This window comes from Natrinema halophilum, assembly GCF_013402815.2.
Lineage (GTDB): Archaea > Halobacteriota > Halobacteria > Halobacteriales > Natrialbaceae > Natrinema > Natrinema halophilum.
Genome location: NZ_CP084880.1, coordinates 138,320 through 156,667 on the forward strand (window position 1 = coordinate 138,320; position 18,348 = coordinate 156,667).

The following is an 18,348-nucleotide window of genomic DNA, read 5'->3' on the forward strand; positions in this document are numbered from 1 at the left end:
AATATTACTACACGAGCCGCAACTAGGCTCTCAGGGAACACTTTTTGTGTTTCGGATAAATGACCTACATGACTATCCCGGTGAACTAAATGACAACTGTACTTGGTATCGTGGGAAGTCCGCTGGAACAGTCCAAAACGCAAACCGCCGTCGAGGTAGCACTCGAGGCTATTACCGAGAATAGTGAAATCAAAGCAGATCTCCTCTCGTTATCGGAATATGATATGGTCACCGCAGACGGACGTATGCTAGAAGACTACACCGGTGATACCGCGCAAGCCCTCAACCAGATTGTCGAGAGCGATGCCTACATCATCGGTACGCCAGTGTATCGAGCAGCATATTCCGGACTTCTCAAAAATCTCTTCGATATGATCCCACGTGGTCAGTGGCAAGCTGACGTAGCGCCTTTGGAAAACAGCGCTGTCGGACTGATCGCCACTGGCGCAACGGCCCATCACTATCTGAGCATCGATACCACGCTCAGGCCGATTATGGCATTCTTTGGTGCTCATTGCGTTGGAGGAGGGGTCTACATGTATTCGGACCACTTTGACGAAGATATTGACGGGGAGTATATGATCGTCGACACCGAAATGGAAAACCGGCTCCAGACCTTGGGGCTCGCGACCGCCGACCTCGCTGATGCAGTTGCGAGCAGCGAAGCACTGAGCGAAATCGGACCCCAACTTTGAGCGAGTCATAGAAAGCGTCACGGACGAAGCAACAGGGTACGGAACGTTAGCGCGGTTTGAGAAGTGAGCAGGTCGTAGAGTTAGTTTGAAGTGATGCCCATAGCCCTGCTCAGCTAGAGCTACGCAACGGAATTTGATGAATGTTGGGAGCGTGAGCGGACGGCGACGCTCGTTAGGGGGTCGCCGTCCGGCTCCACGCGACAAGTGCTTCGCTTCGAGAGATACAAGCGATTCTTCGCTTATTCGGCGTTGAATCCGCTCATCAATCGATCTGGCACTGAGTACACCAGATTGCTAACAGTAATTCAGACCCGCCGGCATCCACGAGAGTTACACTCTCGTGCGGCCCATCGGAACGCTTTGCGTTCTGAGGACGGCGAAGCCGCCGCGGGTCGCGGTTGACGAAACGCTGTCAGGATTAACGGCGATCGATCGTGGATGTCCGCTGCAGTAGATCTCGACACGAAACTCATTCTCGATGTCGCGCTCTTTGGATGGCGAGGTACTCGTCTAGATCATTCACCAATCATACGTATGCTACTCGTGCTTGCAGGGAACAGTTGTTGAGACAACGATTGATCTATCTTCCTCCACACGATACTCCGGAGAGGTGATTTCGTGTCATTTCTCAATCGTCCTTTGTGGGCTTAAGGGCCACCAGTCCGGCGGGGCCGACAACGAACGTTCGGCCGGCCGCGATGACTGGTGACGAGTACTCCACTGCGTGAACGGATGAGATTCGCCAGTTTTCACGGTCTGGGCCGAGAAAGCCGCCGGTCTCCCTGTGGAAGACACGGACATCGCCAGTCACAACGAGTACATCCTCGTCAGTCACGACCGGGGCGGCTGTACCCTCGCTCGGGAGATGGGCTTGCCAGGTCGTCTCGCCGGTCTCGGAATCTAGTTCATGGAGGTCGTCTGCGCTGACGTAGATATCACCGTTGGCAGCCGTTGTCGCTCCAGCGCGACTATGGAGGTTGCGCCGCCAGCGGACCTCACCTGAGTGATCGACCGCAACGGTCTCTTGCCAACCGGTCTGAATGACGCCGTCTTGATCGATGACTGACGCGGCGTACGGTGTATCGACAGAGACACGCCAGCGCTCTTCGCCGGATTGGGGGTCGAATTTCACGAGGGCGTTCTTGTCAGGGACATACACGCCATCCGCGCTGACGGCGGGCGCGACCTGCGTCGCGGTGAAATCCCCCAGCTTGTACTCGTCGTATATGAGCGGGTCGAGTGACTGGCGCCACCGCTCGGTGCCATCAGGTGCAAGTCGAACGCATGCGGTTGCGCTCCGAGCGTACATGTCGCCTTCAGCAACGGTAACGCCGTACGTCCGCCTGTTACCGACGCGGATTGTCCCGATGACCTCGCCGTCGGCAAGCGAGAGGACAGTTACCGACGCAGGTACCGGGTCTGGGGCGTCGCTGGTCCGGACGACGCGCGTCGGGACGTAGAGACGATTCCGACCTCGGTCAATGGCCGGCGCGCCGGAGATTTCGCTGTCAAGGCGTCGCTCCCACTGCTCGTCACCGCCGGGCGTGACTGCGACCACCCGCCGGTCGGCAGCAAAATACACGACACCATCCTGGACGACGGGCGGCGTGTACGGCCAGCCACCCGAGGTGAGAATATCGTAGTCTCCAGCTTCAGGTGCGCCGCTTGCGACGCGATTCGCGTTCGCCGGACCGTTTCCGTACGAGAGCCAGTCGCCGTCGTGGAACGGTGCTGGATCTGAGTTGTCACTCAAGGCACTACACCCGGCAAGCGCACTCACCGTCGTGGTTCCGACGGCCGCGAGGACCGCTCGACGTGACGTGTGGAATCGTGATGAATCTGCTCGTGGCGGCTCTGACCGCACAGGATCACCCTGCGTGGAGGAGGGATTAGCGGAGAACACTGTTCTCGGATTCAGCCAGTTATGACAAGTGTCTTGTGACTTATTGATGCTCGATTCGTGGTTGCCGTAACTGCTTTCGGTTGCTCTTGCAAGCCAGAAAGCGCCCTCATTTTCGCCTGCGTGAATCCATATTCAGCAATCATCGTTAGTCTCCGTGAGCGTTCTTCAGCACCTTCGCTGTTGTACCGCCGCTGGGTCGAAGGTATTTCTACGCTGTCTGTCGGTTACTCCAACTGAAGAGGGTCTGCAACGCCGCTGCCGGAAGGCCCGGATAGGCGTGGTGGTAGCTGCGTATATGTTTCTCTGCGGTGAATTTCACAACCAGACCTGTCGCTCGAGGCAACTTTGAGAGCGGTGGTAGAAAACCACCGCCTACCAGATTGATATCATGTATCTGTACTATCTGTGTAACCAATAAAGTACTGCTGACTGACTGGATTCTCAGCTGTATCACAACTTATCTCGAGAAAGTTAGATGGTTTTGGTTGATGTATAGAATGGTCGTATCGATCCATTCGGTTTTCTCTCGAAGTCAGGGACAATCCCTTTTCATATGATGTGGAGATTTATTCCAGTGGCTGCGACGACGTCGTCTGCATGAGACCCTCGACTCTCGGAAGTCACGATTTCAAGCAAGATTCTGTACTGCTCGGGATCAGACTCCACAGGATCAGTGCAGATGATATCTTATCTCGACACAACATGCAAGGCTAGAGTAGATTCTCGGTTTAGCGCCAGTTTTGGAGATTGACGAATCCCTCACCGCTCGCTGCGATCCACATTTCCTTCGCCCTCCGTTCGCTCACGTTGTACAGTACGTACTCGTCGGGATAGTCGTCGTTCTCGACCAGGACATCGTCGACCTGACTTTCGTCGAGCGAAACCCAGTCGAAGGTTCCGAGACTGTCAGAGGAATTCATGCCGACGCACCCCTATTGTCGTCGTTAAACGCATCCGGCAGCGGATCACCGGCGTCACCGGTGTTCATCGCTGCAAGTCGGGCTGCTAACGATCCATCCGTTGTTGGGTCCCGAATTTTGTTCTCGTTGATGTGCGTCCAAACGACCTCGTACCAGATATCATCTCCGAAAAAGTCCGCACTCTCGTCGATACTGTGGTCGCGCTCGCAGAACAGTCGCTCAAGTCGGTTCGCATCGCGTCACCATTTGCGCGGGTACGTGAACACACTCGACTGTTCCGTATAGTCGCGGGTATCGGTCGGGAACGACGGTCAACCGGGGTCTTCGGGGTCGATACCACCGAAATCTGCGAATATCGTCGATTCGAGTGTCTTGCTCATTAGTCGGTTCCTCCATCCGTTGCGACTGGACGGGCGTCGGTGGACGGAGCCGACGGTACCTCGTCGGCAGTCGCTTCGTGGACGCGCTCGAGCAATTCATCGACAGACAGATTACACTTCGAGTGTTTGCGGTACAACGCCACCACACGTGACGTTGTGAGGTTGTCACGGGCGCGGTCCTGGACAGTCAAGCCGAAGTCCGAGGTTCAGCAGTGGATTTACTGGAAATACTGGAATCCCGTGGTCTTCCCTCTCGTTTCCAGCTAGCTAAGATCACCACGAATTACTGGAAACAATGGGGTAGGTCGATCACTAGTGAGTTATGGCTTTACTGGAAAGAGGGGATGATTGCCCCTGTGGAGAATTTGCTAGAAACACTGCTGGCACACTTTGAAAATCGAATATCACCAGTCGGAATTTTGTGGAAAACTCATTTGAGAGTACCAAACCCTTCCTTTTCCATCAATTCAGCAACAGTATCTGGGTGTCGAAACGCAGCGAGAAGAGCAAATTCTCGAGCATCCGTTTTTGAGACCTCGTTCACTCCGAGGTGTTCAGCTAAATCATTCCGGAACTCGGCCTCATGATCCGCAACTTTGTCACGGACATGGAGTTCGAGACGTGTATCGCGTTCATCGCCAACATTACTCCGTCGAATGAAGTATGGGTACGACTCTGCAGAGTCCGATTGTGCCGACTCTTTTTGAGGTGCTGGTTTTGTTGATGTTCGGTGTGACGAATTATTGGTATCAGAGAATTCACTATCTTTGTTAGTTGGTGTAGATTGTATAGAAGCTGACCCTTCTGAATCTTCATCAGCGTCGACCGGTGATTGTGAAATTCCCGCCGAGGATTCGTTTTCACTATCCTCGCTATCATTCCCACCAAAATCGAGATTCCCAGAGCCAGATTTAAAGTTGCTCATGCAGTCGACACCTCCGCAGTGTCCTCCTGGAGATTGATTATCCTCTTTTCAGAATCCTGAATATCAAGTTCCAAGACTGGGTCAACGTCAGCACCGAATGTGTCGGTTGCGATGAACCAGGCGAGTTCGTAGAGGTTCCGTAGTGTCTCAATCTCCCTATCGCGAACTCGTCGTTGGCCAGGCTCACTTACCATCTGACCGTCTTTTTTGTAGGTCTTCCACCGTTCTTCGACCACCTTGAACGCCGATCCTCTAGCTTCCCACATTGCATCCATGAGGCTTTCTCGGTTCGCGATGGTGACTGGCGTGGCAAATGCCTCCGTATTCTCGAATTGCTGCTGGTACTGTTGGTGGGCATTTGTTTGACCAACGCCCGAGGGAACAACGCAAGACAACCCAATATCGATATCTAACTGTTTCCCCATATTCCCGACGAGTTCCTCGAGGCCTTCTAAGCTCAGATTCCCTTTTCCGGCTGGTTTGACAGGGGCAACGAGTGTCCGTAATGCAAATATCGCATTATAGAGAAGGTCTTCTGCCCGTGCATTCGGATCGATAAGAACGGCATCGTACTCTTCTTGCAATTCATGCGTATTCCAGAGAGGTTCGTACAGGAGTTCGAACCGTGGATACTCGTCACGATTCATGTTTCGCATCCCTGTTTCGTAAGAAATCTTTTGCTCTAGATTCGAAGTGAAATCACCGAACATATCGTGACTCGGTATTATGTCCACTCCTTCGGCTGTTGGTTCGATCAAATCGTGAAAATCTCCGTCCGGCATGCCGAGGTTCATCTGAACTATCTCCATTTGATCGAATTAGATGACTACACTGCAGGGAGAGGCATGTGATGGATGTGTGAGCCAGAAAAGGTTCCAGTGAATTGACCAGCGATAGACTTTTAGATACTTGCTACATATATGTAGTAAGACGATGCCCCACCAGCCAACTGTCTCTGAAGAAACCGAGTTCGATGGTCTGCCTCGTCGGCTACCCGATCAGAAGGCAGTCCTCATCGGACGCGTCGTTGGCGACGGTGAATTCAGTGGGTTGGCAGCCTACTACATTCACGGTCGCGGAAGTATCCTGCTCGGTCAGTATACGTCTCGAGAATTCATGCCGGAGTACGCAATCGAGTGTAAGTGTCGATTGATGTCGGCCTGCGTTCGAGAATTCAGTACTGCCAACGCAGAGACTGAACTCTCGAGTGTGGGGAAAGCACTTCTGCAGGCGTGGCACTTCGGCGATTTAACCACACTCAGTCATAAGCAAGCCCACGTCTACGCGCTCCGAGAAAAAGCAGGCTTCGGTCGGGACGAGACAGCTGCAATCCTCAATATTTCACCGAGCACTGTCGATACGCATCTCCAACGTGCAACGGAGAAGCTAACCGCAGCAGAGAATTTGGTGCAGTTCGTTCGTGTGGATTCGGAGGAACTCGCTGATGCCAATCCAGACTTCCTCGAGGAGGCGGGCGTCGGCGATGATGAGAACAGTTCAAACAATATCACACACCTGTCGTAGCAGTCGAAAACATGCTGGATGAGTTGCTTTGGTTAATTTGTCATGACACGGATGGCGCGTCACAACATCTATATTTGCGAAGAGCGAATAGCTAGTAAAGATGGCGACAAACAATGATAAGATCCAGTTCCGAGGAAGTGCTGAGAAGGAGGCCACACAAATTGTCGATCAAATGCGGCTTGGTGGGATTAATATCAGCGAGCTTGCGCGACAGGGACTCCAAGAAAAGCTTCGGGAAACGCTTTCTGATGAGGAGAAGATAACTCTTCATCGGCGATACAAGGAAGGTGAACTTCCTGAGGAAGTAGCGAGGATCCTTCTTGGTGATTCCTTAGAAGATATCGAGCGAGAGCAGAAAGCCTTCGAAGAGGCTTCAGAGCTTGATACGTCCGGTGTCTTCCAAGAGTAAGGATGGTGGATGATGATATACGCCACCCTGTTATCGTCGATACAGACGCTTTGATTGCTGTTGCGAATACAAGCCTCTGGTCGCGTATCACAGCGACTCTGAACGTAACAACGACCAATGTCTGTTATCATGAACTCAAGCGCCATGTTCGAGAGAATTCCGAGTATGCGCCAGAAGGGACTCAGGAGCGGTGGCTCCACGATGGGAGTAAGACGGCGCTCGAACCGTTCGACGATGATGAAAATACCTCGTTCACAGCAGTTCCGTGTGTACCACGGCCCCACGGAGAGGATGGTGGAGAAACATCGGTGCAAACAGAGGTTCACCAACATCTGGAGTTGTACAGATTCGCGATTTTGATGGATAAACACGGGCGGCGGTCTATCAACCGTGTTTTCGATGGGGCTGAAGAGACGACTGGGAAAGCGGTGGCACCGACGTTTTTGCTCTATCTGCTACTGGATGCGGGTGAATGTTCCGTAGAAGAGTTTTGCCAGGCCTGTGGTGAAATGCTTCGAGGAGAAGGCTGGACCGGATATGTAGCTATCCAGGCCGCCTGGGAAGCGATCCCGGTCGATTGCTCGCAGTATCTCTCGAACGATTTGCTTCCGTGACTGGTGGCACAGAGGATTTTCGCATTGCACTACCCGATATTTCTCTGAGACAGTTACTGTCGACGACGATCACCTGCTGAAAGCGATCAAGGAGATGACCTCGAGAATATCGGTCACAGTCACGGCGAGACAGTGGTCGCGAGCAATCACGAGTTCGCCGGCGACGGCGAGGATGGCGATATCGGGGAGTTCATCCTCGAGCACCTGGACGAGACGATAATCCTCGACGGTGAGGTCTACTCACTGCAGTCCGAGATCGGTATCGAACCGGGTGACGCTGAGCTCGTCATCAGGACGACGTCGTCAGATCGGGTTCGTCTCCGTGTCGACCACGACGACGTCGACGCGGCATTCCGAATCGGGAATTGGCACGACGGAATCTTGACGTGTGTCCTCGAGAACCTCGAGGTCGATTTGAACGGCCACGACGCGGGGGTCGGTCGCTTTTTCGTCGACGATTATCTCGACGTCTTGGACGTCAGGCTGCGAGGCCGTCGCGATCGACACCAGCAGAAGGGGGACAAGTTCAGCTATCTCAGTTGTATCACGTCCGAGGACGGGGTTGGGGTGCATCGACGGGTGTGTCTCCCGAACGGCGACACCTGGATGGGCGATGACGAGAACGGTCATGCGATCGGGATCGCTGCTGATCCGCCTCACGTCGGGACGCAACTCTGGGTCAGTTGCCACGTTGTAGAACACTGGGACAATGGGTTCTATATCAGGAACTCACCCGATGGTGTGAACGTCCTTTTGTCGCCTCGAGCAGAGAACCGCGGTCGGTCCAATATTCGACTGGGTGCTCGTGATGTGGCGATCGAGCCGACGTCCATCTGGGATTTGGCCTCCGATCACGAGCACTATCCCGAGGGTGTTGGTGATGGGCAGGGAGCGTTTGGGACGCTCCTCTCGAGTGACGGTGATGGAGCGATGTTCATCGGTAGGAAGGCAGTTTCTCGAACGGGGCGGAACGATCTCGTTCGGACGTGGGGTGACGCCGGTCGGTTCACGATGATCGGCATGGAGATCATCAACGAAACCGATCAGTGGTCAATTCGGGCCAGTGTGGGGGAGGATGGTGATGATAAGGCGATTGCGCGGATTCAGGACTGTACGATTCGGGAGAAGAGTGATACGGCGGTTCGAGGCGCGGCGGTCTGTTCCTGGCGCGATCACCTGATCCTCGAGGGGGTGAGTTACGTGAACGAAGGGGAAACGCAGTCGCTTGGGAATACTTGTTTCAATCTCGTTCTGGATTGAAATTTGAGCAGGCAACTGCCGATGTTCCCGGGAAAGTCATTGCTACAGAGAGAAAACCCAGGATATCTTAGTATTTACAAGAGGCGAGTTTCATATTAAGACGATCCAGAGCTTCTTGGCTCCTAATTTAGAATTACCCGACGACCTCTCCCGGCCGAACATCATACTCGATGAAGCGATCAGCGGCCAACTGCCACGCCCATTGCGATAGCTCTAGATCCACGGCTTCGTAGTGAACTGAGAACTCAGTCAGTGCGACGGCAATCAGGAGATTTTCCTGTCGATCGGTGAGTTGCGACGCCAGCATTGGCCGCAGCTTAGTATTTGAATTATCGTCCTAGAAGAACGCCGACAAAGGCTGGCATCGAGTTCTTTGGTGGGTGGTGTATACTCAGAGAGAGCTGAGATCGGGCAACTATATGGCTATTAACTTCACGCTGAACCGATCTCAAGTTGGTTAGGTCTGAATGTCTTGAAGTCGATTATATGAGTATCGACCCGACCCTATCGCCGCCCATCCCTTAAAGGGCATTCATCATCAACCTATTGGCCAATCGAATCCAATTAACTGGAGAGCGTTCCAACACTCCAGTTCTTTCACGACTCTCTCCAAAGGATTCAGCAACGGACCAATCAGGGTTACCCTGTGGTATGAACCCTTTTCCACACGTGAAATCGGAAATCGGAAGTTTCGGAATCCGCCCTCGAACAGTTAACATCCGAGACAGTCCAATACGAGCATGGGTAGGAATACAGACGTCGTACAGTCGATCGACCAAATTCCCGACCTTCCATCCCTCGAGGAAGGTATCACACTCCTGGAATCATCCTCGCGAGGTGCGTTCCACGCACTCGTCGTCGACCATCTGCTTCTCGAGCGACCGGGGACGGCGTGGTGGATTGACACGCATGACCACGCACAGACCGCCCCGCTCGCAGACGTCACACCGAGTCGGCGCGTCCTTAGGAACATCCAGATCGCTCGCGCCTTTACGGCGTATCAGCACTACACGTTGTGCTCGAGGCTTCTGGAGGATTCCGACTACGGTGTGCTTGCGAGTGTCGACCGGAACGACGTCGGCCTGATCGTGGTGCCGGCGGTGGATGGCCTCTATCGCGACGACGATCTGGACGGAACTGAGGCTGAGAGGATGGTCGTGTCGGCGCTGGCTCGATTGGCAACTGCGGCTCGGTGCTATGAGTGTCCGGTGCTGATCTCGAAAGCTCACGATGACGAGTTCACGGCGCCAGTCGACAACCTCGTCGACGAGCGGATTCAGTGTCTCGAGACCGACGAGGGTGCTCGATTCATTGGTAGGGAGTTCGAGTCGTTGGTCTATCCGGTCGGCAACGGGATGGTTCAGACGACGCTCGCGTTCTGGAAGCAAATACTCGAGGCCCGTGAGCCCGCGTATCCGACGCCGCTCACTGCAGGATCGATCCGGGAGGTGGCATAGATGGGAAAGACGAATCCCACTTATCGCGATCAGTTGCGCCGGCTTGAGGAGGACTGGCAACCGTTCCGGCAGGCGCTGCGCGTGCAGTACCAGGAGGAGTTCGATCAGTTGTTTGATGATGCGCGGCAGTTCGCGGATGCAGCCGGGATTCAGAATGAAAGGAGGGTGATGGAGCCGTTTCTTGTGTCGGTGCTGTTAGCTCAGGAGTGTCGGATTCGGGAGTTAGAAGGGTCTCTCGAGGAGTAGATCAGCGAGGAAGTGGGCTTATTATACCAAAGGACGTGAAAAGACGTTCATATGGATGATTGGGATGAGAAAATAAATCGAAAAATCCACACTCAAACCTTGTCATGAGCAGGAGTCAAGTATGGACTATTGCGAGGGGTAGAACCACCGTTACCTTCTGCTCAGCATCCGCCGTTACGGTCAGCAATGATGCGGACAAAAACCGCCGAAGTATGAGAGCGACGTCGAAGCCAACGACATCATAGAAGCACCAAACACCGACTCAAAAATCCCGGCAACGGTGGAATTCAAATGTGATCTGACAAATCATCCACCTTCGCGCAGAGGTCGAGAAATGAATCGAGAAGCGGTGGACAATCTGAATAAACCACCACCCCACTGCAAGGATCATATTCTGCAAGGTTTGCCTCTTCCAACTTCCGGATATCTGAATGATGTAATTTAGATCTGAGGCTGGAAACTCTCTGATCACTTACTTTTGCTGGAGCTTTTTCTTGTTTCAGTGCTGTTATCTGTCTCGCAAGAGATTCGACATCAGAGGATTTTCTTTCTCTCAGTATGTACAGTAAATACCTTCTATTCTGACTAGAAATTGTATATAGAAGAGCATCTAATTTTATTCTGCCACCTCCGTTTCGAACCGGTTTCTTGATTTTGCTTTCTTTGTACTGGCAGTTAGTATCATCTCGTCGAGTACTAGGTTCGTCATCCGACATGTATCAGATTACTATTGATGGAAGGATATAACTTGTGGGACGATAACACCATCCATATTAAAATATTCTGAAATGTTTCTAAGGAAGGTGGTGAAATCTTAGGAAAATATCACGAAGGATTTTCACATTCGGATTTGGCTCCTGTTACCGTTAGTACTTCGACTTCATTGTTATTGTAGACTGTGACCGTGTACTCTAAATATTGAAATTGTATAGAATCATTTTCAGAAAATGATTCGACTACTCTGTCCAATGCATCAGTATCTATTACATCATGAAGTGGCGGATGAAGATCGGTAGGGGCTGTTCCTTCTTTGTCTGCGATCGATCCTACAACAGCAATTGTCGGACTATTTAGTTCGTTACCTGTCATTGATCTCCCCTAGTGACTGATGTGATGTTGTACATTAGGTGGCCACTCGCATGGGCAATAAATCACTATTATTCTCGCTTCGGCCTCGGCTTTTGAATCTAATCCACCAGAGCTCGCTCACAGCACTATCCAATCCAGTATCCTCTCTTTCGCTTTTTGGATCTGTTTGCACTCTGCGACATCAGGATCGTCACCGTCAGGGTGGCCATTCTCTCCCTGCGATTCCCAGTTATCGCACGCGGTCACCAATTGCTCATCATCTCGCGTTTCGAGGTCGCAGTGGCAGGCCACAACGTCGAAGTCGTCGAGATAGTCGGACTTGTGCGGGATGTTCGGATCGTTCGCGTAGTGCTGGCTGGCTGTTTCGATCTGGCCATCGGCCTTCCCCTAGTGCTTGAGTTGCTCGCCTATGCTCTCGAACGCCTGCGTGTGGCTGACGGAGAGGTTCCCGGGATATGGTTCGCGGTCGGCCGGATCGCTCCGATTGTAGCCGTCGGGCCACTCCAGGAGAATATCGTTGTTGGTGTACTGCTGGCTACTCATCATCGGACTCCTCGCGAGGATCATCAACGAGCTCGTACAGGCCGAGATCGAGCAAATTCTCCACGTGGCTGTGTTCCTCGAGTCGGGCGAGGCGTTGCTGGACATACCCCCGCGAGTAGCCGTCGAGGTCCTCTTCTAATCTCGCGCGCACATAACGTGGCGTGACGCGCCCTTCTTCGAGGTATTCGAGGATCTGTTCATCGACTGCTCGTAAATCGTCGGCTGTTAGCACGTACCCATTTTGGATTGTCGCACCCACATATGTACCGATGAAAGCCAGCGTTGTAAACTCTATCAATGTAAGCTTACAATTATACTGTTCATAAGGAAGCTTACAACGTAATCTTTATACTAGTGGTTGTTAGACTTTGATGTAGAGACACAGGATGGTCGGGAAAACTGATTCTCGGCCGGGTGTTGGAGCACCCGACCTGTGTCCTGTACCAGGACAATGTCGACTACGACTCCATCAACAGAAGAAGTTTCGGATAGAGCAGCACAGACCGACGATGTCGTCCTCGAGCGTCGCTCGTGGAACGACGGCTACGTCGGCGAGGACAACGAAGGCCGACACCACCACGTCGACCGAAAGCTCGAACGCGTCGTCGTCACGAAATCCCGAGCCAACCGCGACGACTCCGGCGCCGTGCCAGTATTCTCACTTGAAGGCCCGACCCTCCACACCGATGCCATCGAACTCGGCCCGATGGGCGAAGGGGGCGAAGACCTCCAGCGCTGGACCCAGTTCATCGACCAGGAGTGTGGCGGGTGGGCTGACCGACCAGTCTCCGCAGCTGACCAGGCACAGGACGTCCTCGAGGAGGAACTCTAACGATGTCGGCCAGAGACCGACACCAGAGCCTCCGTAGCGAACAGCTCGATCGGGAAGCAGAGCGCCAAACCCGCCTCCTCGCAGACGCGAAGGCAGTCGCCAGGCCAGAGCCCGACGATCCTACTCCCACGACGACTGACACTCCGACCTCTGACTCAAACTCGGAGGTCGAAGCATGACGTCCGGACCCGAGCACCCGGTCCGTGTCCGTCTCGAGGAGGTACTCGCTGACGTGTGGATGCTCAACGGCGAGATAATCGAGCCGCTGTCGCTCGAGCCGGCGATTCGGAATATCGAGGAGACGATCGAGGTGTACAAACGGATCGAAGCAGATGACGCCTACTCCACGGAGGGCGACCAATGACGGACTCCGCTGGCTGGCTAGCGTCAGTCTGTGACGGCGCTCTCGAATCCCTGGACACCCAACCAAAGCCGACTGAGACCCATCATCGGTATCTCCTCGAGCAGCAGTTCGAGGGCGCACGCATCACGACAGGCGAGAGCGTCCCTTGCTACGACTGCGGAGGTCACCTCCACGAAGGACGTCCGGTAAGCGCCCGCGCCTGTCGGTACTCCGACGAGCCCACCTACACGATCGCGGCCGTCTACTGTGCCGGCTGCGCACCCACCAATCTGACGGAGACTGCGCACGGTCGCAGGGACGGCCTCCTCGAGGCCAACCTTGGGCTCGCGATGGCCAGGCAGACGCACTGGACGATCCTCGTCGATCCGACAGTCGTGGCCACTGCCTGAGCACCACTCAACAGTCCAGCCTCCCTGAACGGTGCTCCCTTCACGAACGGCCAGTCTCCAGTGGCTACGTCGCCAGCAGTCGCCCCACTTTCGAGACGGGCACAGTCCCCGTCGCGATAGCGACAGCGCCGTGATCACCGGTCTGTTGCCGAGTTCGAGCTCCGTTCTGGCGAACGATCTTCGACTTTCCCCATTTCACCGATGACACCCAACAGTTCCGACAGTGACGCATCGATCAAAGACCACCTCCAGCAGCTCGAGGCTCGTATCGACGATCTCGAGAGCGAGAACGAGTCCCTTCGAGAGACCGTCACAGAACAGAGCGACCAGATCGAAGCACAACAAGAGCAGATCGAGACTCTCGAGGAAGAGAACACACGACTGGAAGCAGTCACCCAGGCCGCCCTGAAGAAAGCCGATGCGAACAAAGACCGCATCGCCGAACTACAAACGAGAGAACTCGAGAAAGGTGCGCATCTCCTCGCCGATCACGTCGACCCAGACTCGCTTGCGGATGGCGTCGACCGCCTCGAGCGATTCACCAAAGAAGACGATACGTACATGCGTATCCCCGACTCTGATGATCCACTCGATCGGGGTGGCTCAGTCACACTGTCCCACGGCGATCTCTTGCCGATTCAGCAACTCGCACAGATGGACGACGATATGCTCCGGTCGGCGACGAACTCACTGCCGTCTCGATTGGCCGCGAAACTCTGGAAGGCACGGACTGATCCAAGCGTCGGCGACGATCCGTGGCAAGAGGGCTGCAAGGGCGTCCGCGAGTACGTCAAGGCCAGCGATATGAAACACTGGATCCGGCGGCAAGAAACGGGTGTGAGTGATGCCTACGCAAAGAAACTCGTCTCGAGGACGATCGACGCCTTGCTCGAACTCTCGAAGAATCGCTTGGCGATCCGCAAGCAGACCGAACGCAAGAACGGACTGCCGTACACGGAGCGACGGGTGTTGCTGAAGTCTGATGCATCGATCCCAGGGGAGACCGCTGAATCGGCTGATTCACCAGAGACGGCTGGCGTCCACGGATAGGACTGGCCACAGGGAGCGACTACCGCCCAACCGGGATCATTCAGGTCTACGAAACATCTGATCCACCGCGCTTGTGACTGTTTGCACGGTCTCGTTAGTTGCTGGTCTCTCGTTCGATCGGTCGACGTCGGTCCTTACTCGAGACGTGGGTTGGAGTGTTCCCCGAGGACATCAGGTGTCTCTCGGGTGGAATGGATGCCTCATTCAAGATTGTTGTGGGCAAATTCGGTTCGCAAACAGGCGGTGAGTCTCAATTTATTTGGTCTTTCTCCACCCTCAACCAACTCGCGTATTTCCCATACTGCGATGTTTCACATGTGAGACGTTCGTTCAGGTGCGACACATTGTCTGCTGGATACCTAGAAAGGCAATCGTGTGATCTCTGAAAGTGACGAACAAGAATCCCTGAAAATTTACCAAGGAACAAGAGAATATCATGCACGTACCGTCCGTGTCTACGTTCGTCACCGAGTCACACGTCTCGTCCATGTATATGAATGAAGGACAGGGTCGTTTATTCTACTGTATCATATTCCGGATTCAAAGATTGATTTCAACCTTACTTCTTTATACTAACCACAAGTATTAGTATATGCCCTAATTGGTCCAGACAAGCATCAAAAGGGTTGAAATTAATCTTCCTTTCCCCCTTCAAAATCTCTTTCAAGGAAAAGAAATAGCTAAAGCCATGCCGATTACTGAGAAATCAATCACAGCAGTGAATGGTATTCAGTACACGCCGTGAGTGAGATTTAAGGGAGGGGTGCCGAGATCGGGTGATCGGTGGTGACTTCACGTGATCGGGTGATCGACAGTGACTTCACGTGATCGGGTCTGATCTCGGAACCGGAATAGCGAGGGTGTATGTCTCGGAGGTGATCGTGAGTGGGTCTACGACCAGTTCCTTTCCCCCTCGCCAACTAAGTGTAGAATCGAGGATTATATAACTCTGTTGATACGTTTCCCTCAGCTATAAATTAAAAAATTTGGATGATATCAAAATATGTTTCCGAATTGACTATATGCAACATGAAATTCTCCTCATGATGTTTTAAGGGGAGATGACTGGAATTCGACCTGGATGACTAATCATTGAAAATTCAACTACTATGCCAGTATGAATTGCAATACCAATCTAATATTTTAGAAACAGTAATCTCAGTCGAGAATTAGAACCAAAACCAGATATTCGATCGATTTCTACAGCCAGTCGCATCTCAATCTGCGATAACTAGACAGCCGACTGAAAATATGATGTTGTTATGAAATGACATTTTCTTGGGTTTTTGTTGTATCAGGCCCAGTGTCAATATACATGTATGTTGGAGGTTCAACGACAAATTCTGCACTGGTTGGATCGTTGTCTTCGGCCCAAACACCACCATACTGTTTCGTTAGCGTGTGACCGAGGTACAACCCAATCCTTGACTCGGGACTGGAAATTCCTTTCTCGCCTTTTCCAAAGATTTGCTCTTTCTGCAAGGCAAGAAGGTGAGTAAACCGACCTTCACCGCTCCCACAGTGAAGTACGATTTCAATTTCATCGACAACCTTGACAGGATCAACAGAAAACACAGTATGTTGGAATGACGATAGTTCTATTCATTTGCATCCTATTTTGGGCCCATGAAGCGGAGCCATCTTCTCACTGCCCTTGCTGTAGCTACCCTCGTTGTCCTCGCGGGATGTGGCGGGTTCATTGGTGACGACGCCACGTCGGGCCCGGCATCCGACTCGCCGAACGAGACACAGGATGGACTCTCAGCGAGTCCAAATGGGACGGTATCAGTCCATTTCATTAACGTCGGCCAAGGGACAAGTACGCTGATCGTTGGACCGACGAACGAGACCATGCTCATCGATTCAGGGGATTGGACTGATGACGGCGAACACGTACTCTCGTATCTTCAAAAACACAATATCAACCGAATCGACCACCTCGTCACAACACACGCCGATGCAGACCACATCGGTGGCCACGATGCCATTATCGAGTACTTCGAGACACAAGGCGAGGGCATCGGTGCAGTATACGACCCTGGGATCACCTCGAGTTCCCAAATCTCCCAGGAGTACCTCGATGCGATCGACCAGCACAACGTGACACTGTACGAAACACGAGCAGGTGATCAAATCCCGATCGACGGGGCCCAAACCGATGTGCGTGCACCACCTGCGGAGTATCTCGCAAGCGGCGATCGAAATGAGAACAGTATCGTCGTCCAACTCGAGTTCGGCCACTCGAGCTTCCTCATCCCCGGGGATGGAGAAACAGCCAGTGAACAGTACCTCGTCGACGAGTACGGGTCGGAACTAAACGCGACTGTCTTGAGTGCTGGCCATCACGGCAGTCAATCGAGTTCGGGAACGAGTTCCTCGACGCCACCCAGCCGCGCATCGCCGTCATTTCGAGCTCGTATGACTCTCAGTACGGCCACCCCCACGACGACGTCCTCGAGCGGTTTTCTCAGCGGTCGATTCGGACCTACTGGACAGCCACCCATGGAAATACTCGATTGACAAGCAACGGGTCCGCCATCACGATCGCAACCCAGTACGATGCTCCAACTGCGCCCCTCGAGATTCGAGACGGGGACTCAGTTGAACCAGGTTCTGACGTCCCGGTGCAGGTCCGTACAGTGATCCCGATGAACGGGACGGCAACCGATCTAACAGATCCTGATGGAGAAGAAAGCACGTTGTCGGTCGCGACGATCCACGAGGATGCTGCAGGGAACGTTGAGCTACCCACGACTTCAGTCGTGGGTAGCTCAAGCCGAGGCGATCAGTCGCTGATGTTCGGGTTTCATACATCGATCTTGGACGACGCGCAGGCCGGCCGCTTCGGCTCGAGCAACGGCCTCGTCGTCGTGAATGCCGAGTTGGAGCCAGATGACCTCGACGTCGTCACGGGCCAGGGCTTCGTCGACAACCCCGGAAACCTCAGAACTCGGTCGAAAGACGTCCACAATGTCGATTTCCTCCTCGACGTCCGAGAGCGTATCGTAGGAAGGCTGGCCCAGAACGTCGTCCACTGTGGGATTGACTGGGATAATTTCGTATCCCTGTGCCTGGAGATATTTCGGAATTTTGTGGGCATCCTTGCCAGGCGTCGACGAGCAACCGACGACGGCGACCGTATTTTCGTCGAGTATGTTCCGGACTTCGGCATCTGTTTCAACGGGCATACCATTAGTAGAACTTCGGACAAGAAAAGGCCACCGTTGCGTTCGATTCCGCTTCCCAGCGACCCCCGCGACGCTCAATGTGGGTGATACTCGTTTCACCCTTCCGTTTCTCTCACTGGTGATAAACTGGTCGACTGGCAACTCGAGCTGCCGGACTCCATCCGAACTATTTCACAGATACCCCGTCGGTGGAACTGGAGCGCAAGCTGGTCTGATTCGAGAAGTGAACGGGGCCGTAGTACGAGGTCGAATCTGACGCTCGCAGATGTTTTCAGCGAGTGCCGTGGTGTCGATTTTGAAGGTCGGGGGCTAGAACGGACGGCGACGCCATTCGGAGCGGTGGCCGACTCCCTTCGTGCGGTCGAATGGTTTGGTGTCAATTGATATCTCGAACTGGCAACGAGGAGAGAACGCGACGGAGAACCGGCTGTGACTCCGAGACACGCGTATCGATTTGCCCAGTCAGTCGGTCTTCCGGGCGTCGAATGGGGTCACTTTCACCTTCGGAGAGATCGCCGTAGATGGTGACTGAATCGAGGACGGACGGAAGATCCTCGAGA

General features: G+C 53.6%; 24 protein-coding genes and 1 pseudogene. 13 read left to right on the top strand and 12 right to left on the bottom strand.

Going from position 1 to position 18,348, the window contains the following annotated elements; genetic code table 11:
• Positions 1-89: 89 nt before the first annotated feature.
• Together HYG82_RS42460 and HYG82_RS42465 are read left to right on the top strand one after the other, a co-directional pair.
• The gene (locus HYG82_RS42460; RefSeq protein ID WP_235218169.1) at positions 90-695 is read left to right on the top strand and encodes an NADPH-dependent FMN reductase; all 606 of its coding nucleotides are present in this window, start codon (positions 90-92) and stop codon (positions 693-695) included.
• A 138-nt stretch (positions 696-833) separates the two neighbouring features.
• Positions 834-1,202: pseudogene (locus tag HYG82_RS42465) on the top strand (transposase domain-containing protein); the annotation flags it as partial.
• A gap of 121 nt (positions 1,203-1,323) precedes the next feature.
• Here the strand turns inward: HYG82_RS42465 and HYG82_RS42470 are convergent.
• The 5 genes from HYG82_RS42470 to HYG82_RS42490 all read right to left on the bottom strand — a co-directional run bounded on the left by HYG82_RS42470 (position 1,324) and on the right by HYG82_RS42490 (position 5,632).
• Positions 1,324-2,448 (bottom strand): outer membrane protein assembly factor BamB family protein, encoded by a 1,125-nt coding sequence (locus HYG82_RS42470; protein ID WP_235218170.1) that lies wholly within the window; start codon positions 2,446-2,448, stop codon positions 1,324-1,326.
• An 878-nt stretch (positions 2,449-3,326) separates the two neighbouring features.
• Positions 3,327-3,518, bottom strand: a complete 192-nt coding sequence (locus tag HYG82_RS42475) for a hypothetical protein (protein ID WP_235218171.1) — start codon at positions 3,516-3,518, stop codon at positions 3,327-3,329.
• Between the two features lie 379 nt (positions 3,519-3,897).
• Positions 3,898-4,089 (bottom strand): hypothetical protein, encoded by a 192-nt coding sequence (locus HYG82_RS42480; protein WP_235218172.1) that lies wholly within the window; start codon positions 4,087-4,089, stop codon positions 3,898-3,900.
• A 239-nt stretch (positions 4,090-4,328) separates the two neighbouring features.
• A complete protein-coding gene (locus tag HYG82_RS42485) occupies positions 4,329-4,823 on the bottom strand; it encodes a DUF7970 domain-containing protein (RefSeq protein ID WP_235218173.1) in 495 nt (164 codons plus the stop codon).
• The gene (locus HYG82_RS42490) at positions 4,820-5,632 is read right to left on the bottom strand and encodes a ParA family protein (RefSeq protein ID WP_235218174.1); all 813 of its coding nucleotides are present in this window, start codon (positions 5,630-5,632) and stop codon (positions 4,820-4,822) included. Before HYG82_RS42490 ends, HYG82_RS42485 begins: the two co-directional genes overlap by 4 nt.
• A 124-nt stretch (positions 5,633-5,756) precedes the next feature.
• On the opposite strand from HYG82_RS42490, the gene HYG82_RS42495 reads away from it, so the two are divergent.
• The 4 genes from HYG82_RS42495 (at position 5,757) to HYG82_RS42510 (ending at position 8,630) form a co-directional block, all read left to right on the top strand.
• Positions 5,757-6,347 carry an RNA polymerase sigma factor gene (locus HYG82_RS42495; protein WP_235218175.1) on the top strand — a complete coding sequence of 197 codons (591 nt, stop codon included), beginning with the start codon at positions 5,757-5,759 and terminating at the stop codon, positions 6,345-6,347.
• 100 nt (positions 6,348-6,447) lie between these two features.
• Entirely contained in the window at positions 6,448-6,756 is a 309-nt protein-coding gene (locus HYG82_RS42500; protein ID WP_235218176.1) for a DUF8065 family protein, read from the top strand.
• A gap of 2 nt (positions 6,757-6,758) precedes the next feature.
• A complete protein-coding gene (locus tag HYG82_RS42505) occupies positions 6,759-7,370 on the top strand; it encodes a hypothetical protein (protein ID WP_235218177.1) in 612 nt (203 codons plus the stop codon).
• Between the two features lie 132 nt (positions 7,371-7,502).
• On the top strand, positions 7,503-8,630 hold the full coding sequence (locus tag HYG82_RS42510; protein WP_235218178.1) for a hypothetical protein: 1,128 nt from the start codon (positions 7,503-7,505) through the stop codon (positions 8,628-8,630).
• A gap of 133 nt (positions 8,631-8,763) precedes the next feature.
• Here the strand turns inward: HYG82_RS42510 and HYG82_RS42515 are convergent, their stop codons facing one another.
• Entirely contained in the window at positions 8,764-8,937 is a 174-nt protein-coding gene (locus tag HYG82_RS42515; protein WP_235218179.1) for a hypothetical protein, read from the bottom strand.
• Positions 8,938-9,370: 433 nt separating this feature from the next.
• Here HYG82_RS42515 and HYG82_RS42520 point away from each other — a divergent pair, with 433 nt between their 5' ends.
• Both HYG82_RS42520 and HYG82_RS42525 read left to right on the top strand, forming a co-directional pair.
• Positions 9,371-10,087 (top strand): hypothetical protein, encoded by a 717-nt coding sequence (locus HYG82_RS42520; protein ID WP_235218180.1) that lies wholly within the window; start codon positions 9,371-9,373, stop codon positions 10,085-10,087.
• Positions 10,088-10,333: a DUF8156 family protein gene (locus HYG82_RS42525; protein ID WP_235218181.1), complete on the top strand. Its 246-nt coding sequence runs from the start codon at positions 10,088-10,090 to the stop codon at positions 10,331-10,333. It abuts the gene before it with no gap.
• A gap of 287 nt (positions 10,334-10,620) precedes the next feature.
• On the opposite strand, the gene HYG82_RS42530 is transcribed toward HYG82_RS42525, so the two are convergent.
• The 4 genes from HYG82_RS42530 to HYG82_RS42545 all read right to left on the bottom strand — a co-directional run bounded on the left by HYG82_RS42530 (position 10,621) and on the right by HYG82_RS42545 (position 12,224).
• Entirely contained in the window at positions 10,621-11,049 is a 429-nt protein-coding gene (locus tag HYG82_RS42530; protein ID WP_235218182.1) for a DUF7344 domain-containing protein, read from the bottom strand.
• A 109-nt stretch (positions 11,050-11,158) separates the two neighbouring features.
• Positions 11,159-11,422 (bottom strand): HalOD1 output domain-containing protein, encoded by a 264-nt coding sequence (locus HYG82_RS42535; protein ID WP_235218183.1) that lies wholly within the window; start codon positions 11,420-11,422, stop codon positions 11,159-11,161.
• Between the two features lie 387 nt (positions 11,423-11,809).
• A complete protein-coding gene (locus HYG82_RS42540) occupies positions 11,810-11,965 on the bottom strand; it encodes a hypothetical protein (protein WP_235218184.1) in 156 nt (51 codons plus the stop codon).
• A complete protein-coding gene (locus tag HYG82_RS42545; RefSeq protein ID WP_235218185.1) occupies positions 11,958-12,224 on the bottom strand; it encodes a hypothetical protein in 267 nt (88 codons plus the stop codon). The genes HYG82_RS42540 and HYG82_RS42545 overlap by 8 nt, the downstream gene beginning before the upstream one ends.
• Positions 12,225-12,416: 192 nt before the next feature.
• Between HYG82_RS42545 and HYG82_RS42550 the strand changes: the two genes are divergently transcribed.
• The 4 genes from HYG82_RS42550 to HYG82_RS42565 all read left to right on the top strand — a co-directional run bounded on the left by HYG82_RS42550 (position 12,417) and on the right by HYG82_RS42565 (position 14,600).
• The gene (locus HYG82_RS42550; RefSeq protein ID WP_235218186.1) at positions 12,417-12,797 is read left to right on the top strand and encodes a hypothetical protein; all 381 of its coding nucleotides are present in this window, start codon (positions 12,417-12,419) and stop codon (positions 12,795-12,797) included.
• A 175-nt stretch (positions 12,798-12,972) separates the two neighbouring features.
• Positions 12,973-13,161: a hypothetical protein gene (locus HYG82_RS42555; RefSeq protein ID WP_235218187.1), complete on the top strand. Its 189-nt coding sequence runs from the start codon at positions 12,973-12,975 to the stop codon at positions 13,159-13,161.
• Positions 13,158-13,550, top strand: a complete 393-nt coding sequence (locus HYG82_RS42560; protein ID WP_235218188.1) for a DUF8112 family protein — start codon at positions 13,158-13,160, stop codon at positions 13,548-13,550. The genes HYG82_RS42555 and HYG82_RS42560 overlap by 4 nt, the downstream gene beginning before the upstream one ends.
• 201 nt (positions 13,551-13,751) lie before the next feature.
• A complete protein-coding gene (locus tag HYG82_RS42565) occupies positions 13,752-14,600 on the top strand; it encodes a DUF8008 family protein (protein WP_235218189.1) in 849 nt (282 codons plus the stop codon).
• A 1,260-nt stretch (positions 14,601-15,860) separates the two neighbouring features.
• Here the strand turns inward: HYG82_RS42565 and HYG82_RS42570 are convergent.
• Positions 15,861-16,175, bottom strand: coding sequence for a hypothetical protein (locus HYG82_RS42570; RefSeq protein ID WP_235218190.1), 315 nt, complete (start codon positions 16,173-16,175; stop codon positions 15,861-15,863).
• A 51-nt stretch (positions 16,176-16,226) separates the two neighbouring features.
• Between HYG82_RS42570 and HYG82_RS42575 the strand changes: the two genes are divergently transcribed.
• Positions 16,227-17,120, top strand: coding sequence for an MBL fold metallo-hydrolase (locus HYG82_RS42575; RefSeq protein WP_235218191.1), 894 nt, complete (start codon positions 16,227-16,229; stop codon positions 17,118-17,120).
• Positions 17,121-17,371: 251 nt separating this feature from the next.
• Here HYG82_RS42575 and HYG82_RS42580 read toward each other — a convergent pair whose 3' ends face one another.
• Positions 17,372-17,788, bottom strand: a complete 417-nt coding sequence (locus HYG82_RS42580; RefSeq protein ID WP_235218192.1) for a CoA-binding protein — start codon at positions 17,786-17,788, stop codon at positions 17,372-17,374.
• Positions 17,789-18,348: the final 560 nt, after the last annotated feature.

Bases quoted from the DNA above. Each gene is read 5' to 3' on its own strand.
- HYG82_RS42460 (WP_235218169.1), top strand. From the start codon at position 90: ATGACAACTGTACTTGGTATCGTGGGAAGTCCGCTGGAACAGTCCAAA.
- HYG82_RS42475 (WP_235218171.1), bottom strand. From the start codon at position 3,518: ATGAATTCCTCTGACAGTCTCGGAACCTTCGACTGGGTTTCGCTCGAC.
- HYG82_RS42485 (WP_235218173.1), bottom strand. From the start codon at position 4,823: ATGAGCAACTTTAAATCTGGCTCTGGGAATCTCGATTTTGGTGGGAAT.
- HYG82_RS42490 (WP_235218174.1), bottom strand. From the start codon at position 5,632: ATGGAGATAGTTCAGATGAACCTCGGCATGCCGGACGGAGATTTTCAC.
- HYG82_RS42495 (WP_235218175.1), top strand. From the start codon at position 5,757: ATGCCCCACCAGCCAACTGTCTCTGAAGAAACCGAGTTCGATGGTCTG.
- HYG82_RS42500 (WP_235218176.1), top strand. From the start codon at position 6,448: ATGGCGACAAACAATGATAAGATCCAGTTCCGAGGAAGTGCTGAGAAG.
- HYG82_RS42505 (WP_235218177.1), top strand. From the start codon at position 6,759: ATGGTGGATGATGATATACGCCACCCTGTTATCGTCGATACAGACGCT.
- HYG82_RS42515 (WP_235218179.1), bottom strand. From the start codon at position 8,937: ATGCTGGCGTCGCAACTCACCGATCGACAGGAAAATCTCCTGATTGCC.
- HYG82_RS42520 (WP_235218180.1), top strand. From the start codon at position 9,371: ATGGGTAGGAATACAGACGTCGTACAGTCGATCGACCAAATTCCCGAC.
- HYG82_RS42525 (WP_235218181.1), top strand. From the start codon at position 10,088: ATGGGAAAGACGAATCCCACTTATCGCGATCAGTTGCGCCGGCTTGAG.
- HYG82_RS42530 (WP_235218182.1), bottom strand. From the start codon at position 11,049: ATGTCGGATGACGAACCTAGTACTCGACGAGATGATACTAACTGCCAG.
- HYG82_RS42535 (WP_235218183.1), bottom strand. From the start codon at position 11,422: ATGACAGGTAACGAACTAAATAGTCCGACAATTGCTGTTGTAGGATCG.
- HYG82_RS42540 (WP_235218184.1), bottom strand. From the start codon at position 11,965: ATGAGTAGCCAGCAGTACACCAACAACGATATTCTCCTGGAGTGGCCC.
- HYG82_RS42550 (WP_235218186.1), top strand. From the start codon at position 12,417: ATGTCGACTACGACTCCATCAACAGAAGAAGTTTCGGATAGAGCAGCA.
- HYG82_RS42555 (WP_235218187.1), top strand. From the start codon at position 12,973: ATGACGTCCGGACCCGAGCACCCGGTCCGTGTCCGTCTCGAGGAGGTA.
- HYG82_RS42560 (WP_235218188.1), top strand. From the start codon at position 13,158: ATGACGGACTCCGCTGGCTGGCTAGCGTCAGTCTGTGACGGCGCTCTC.
- HYG82_RS42565 (WP_235218189.1), top strand. From the start codon at position 13,752: ATGACACCCAACAGTTCCGACAGTGACGCATCGATCAAAGACCACCTC.
- HYG82_RS42575 (WP_235218191.1), top strand. From the start codon at position 16,227: ATGAAGCGGAGCCATCTTCTCACTGCCCTTGCTGTAGCTACCCTCGTT.
- HYG82_RS42580 (WP_235218192.1), bottom strand. From the start codon at position 17,788: ATGCCCGTTGAAACAGATGCCGAAGTCCGGAACATACTCGACGAAAAT.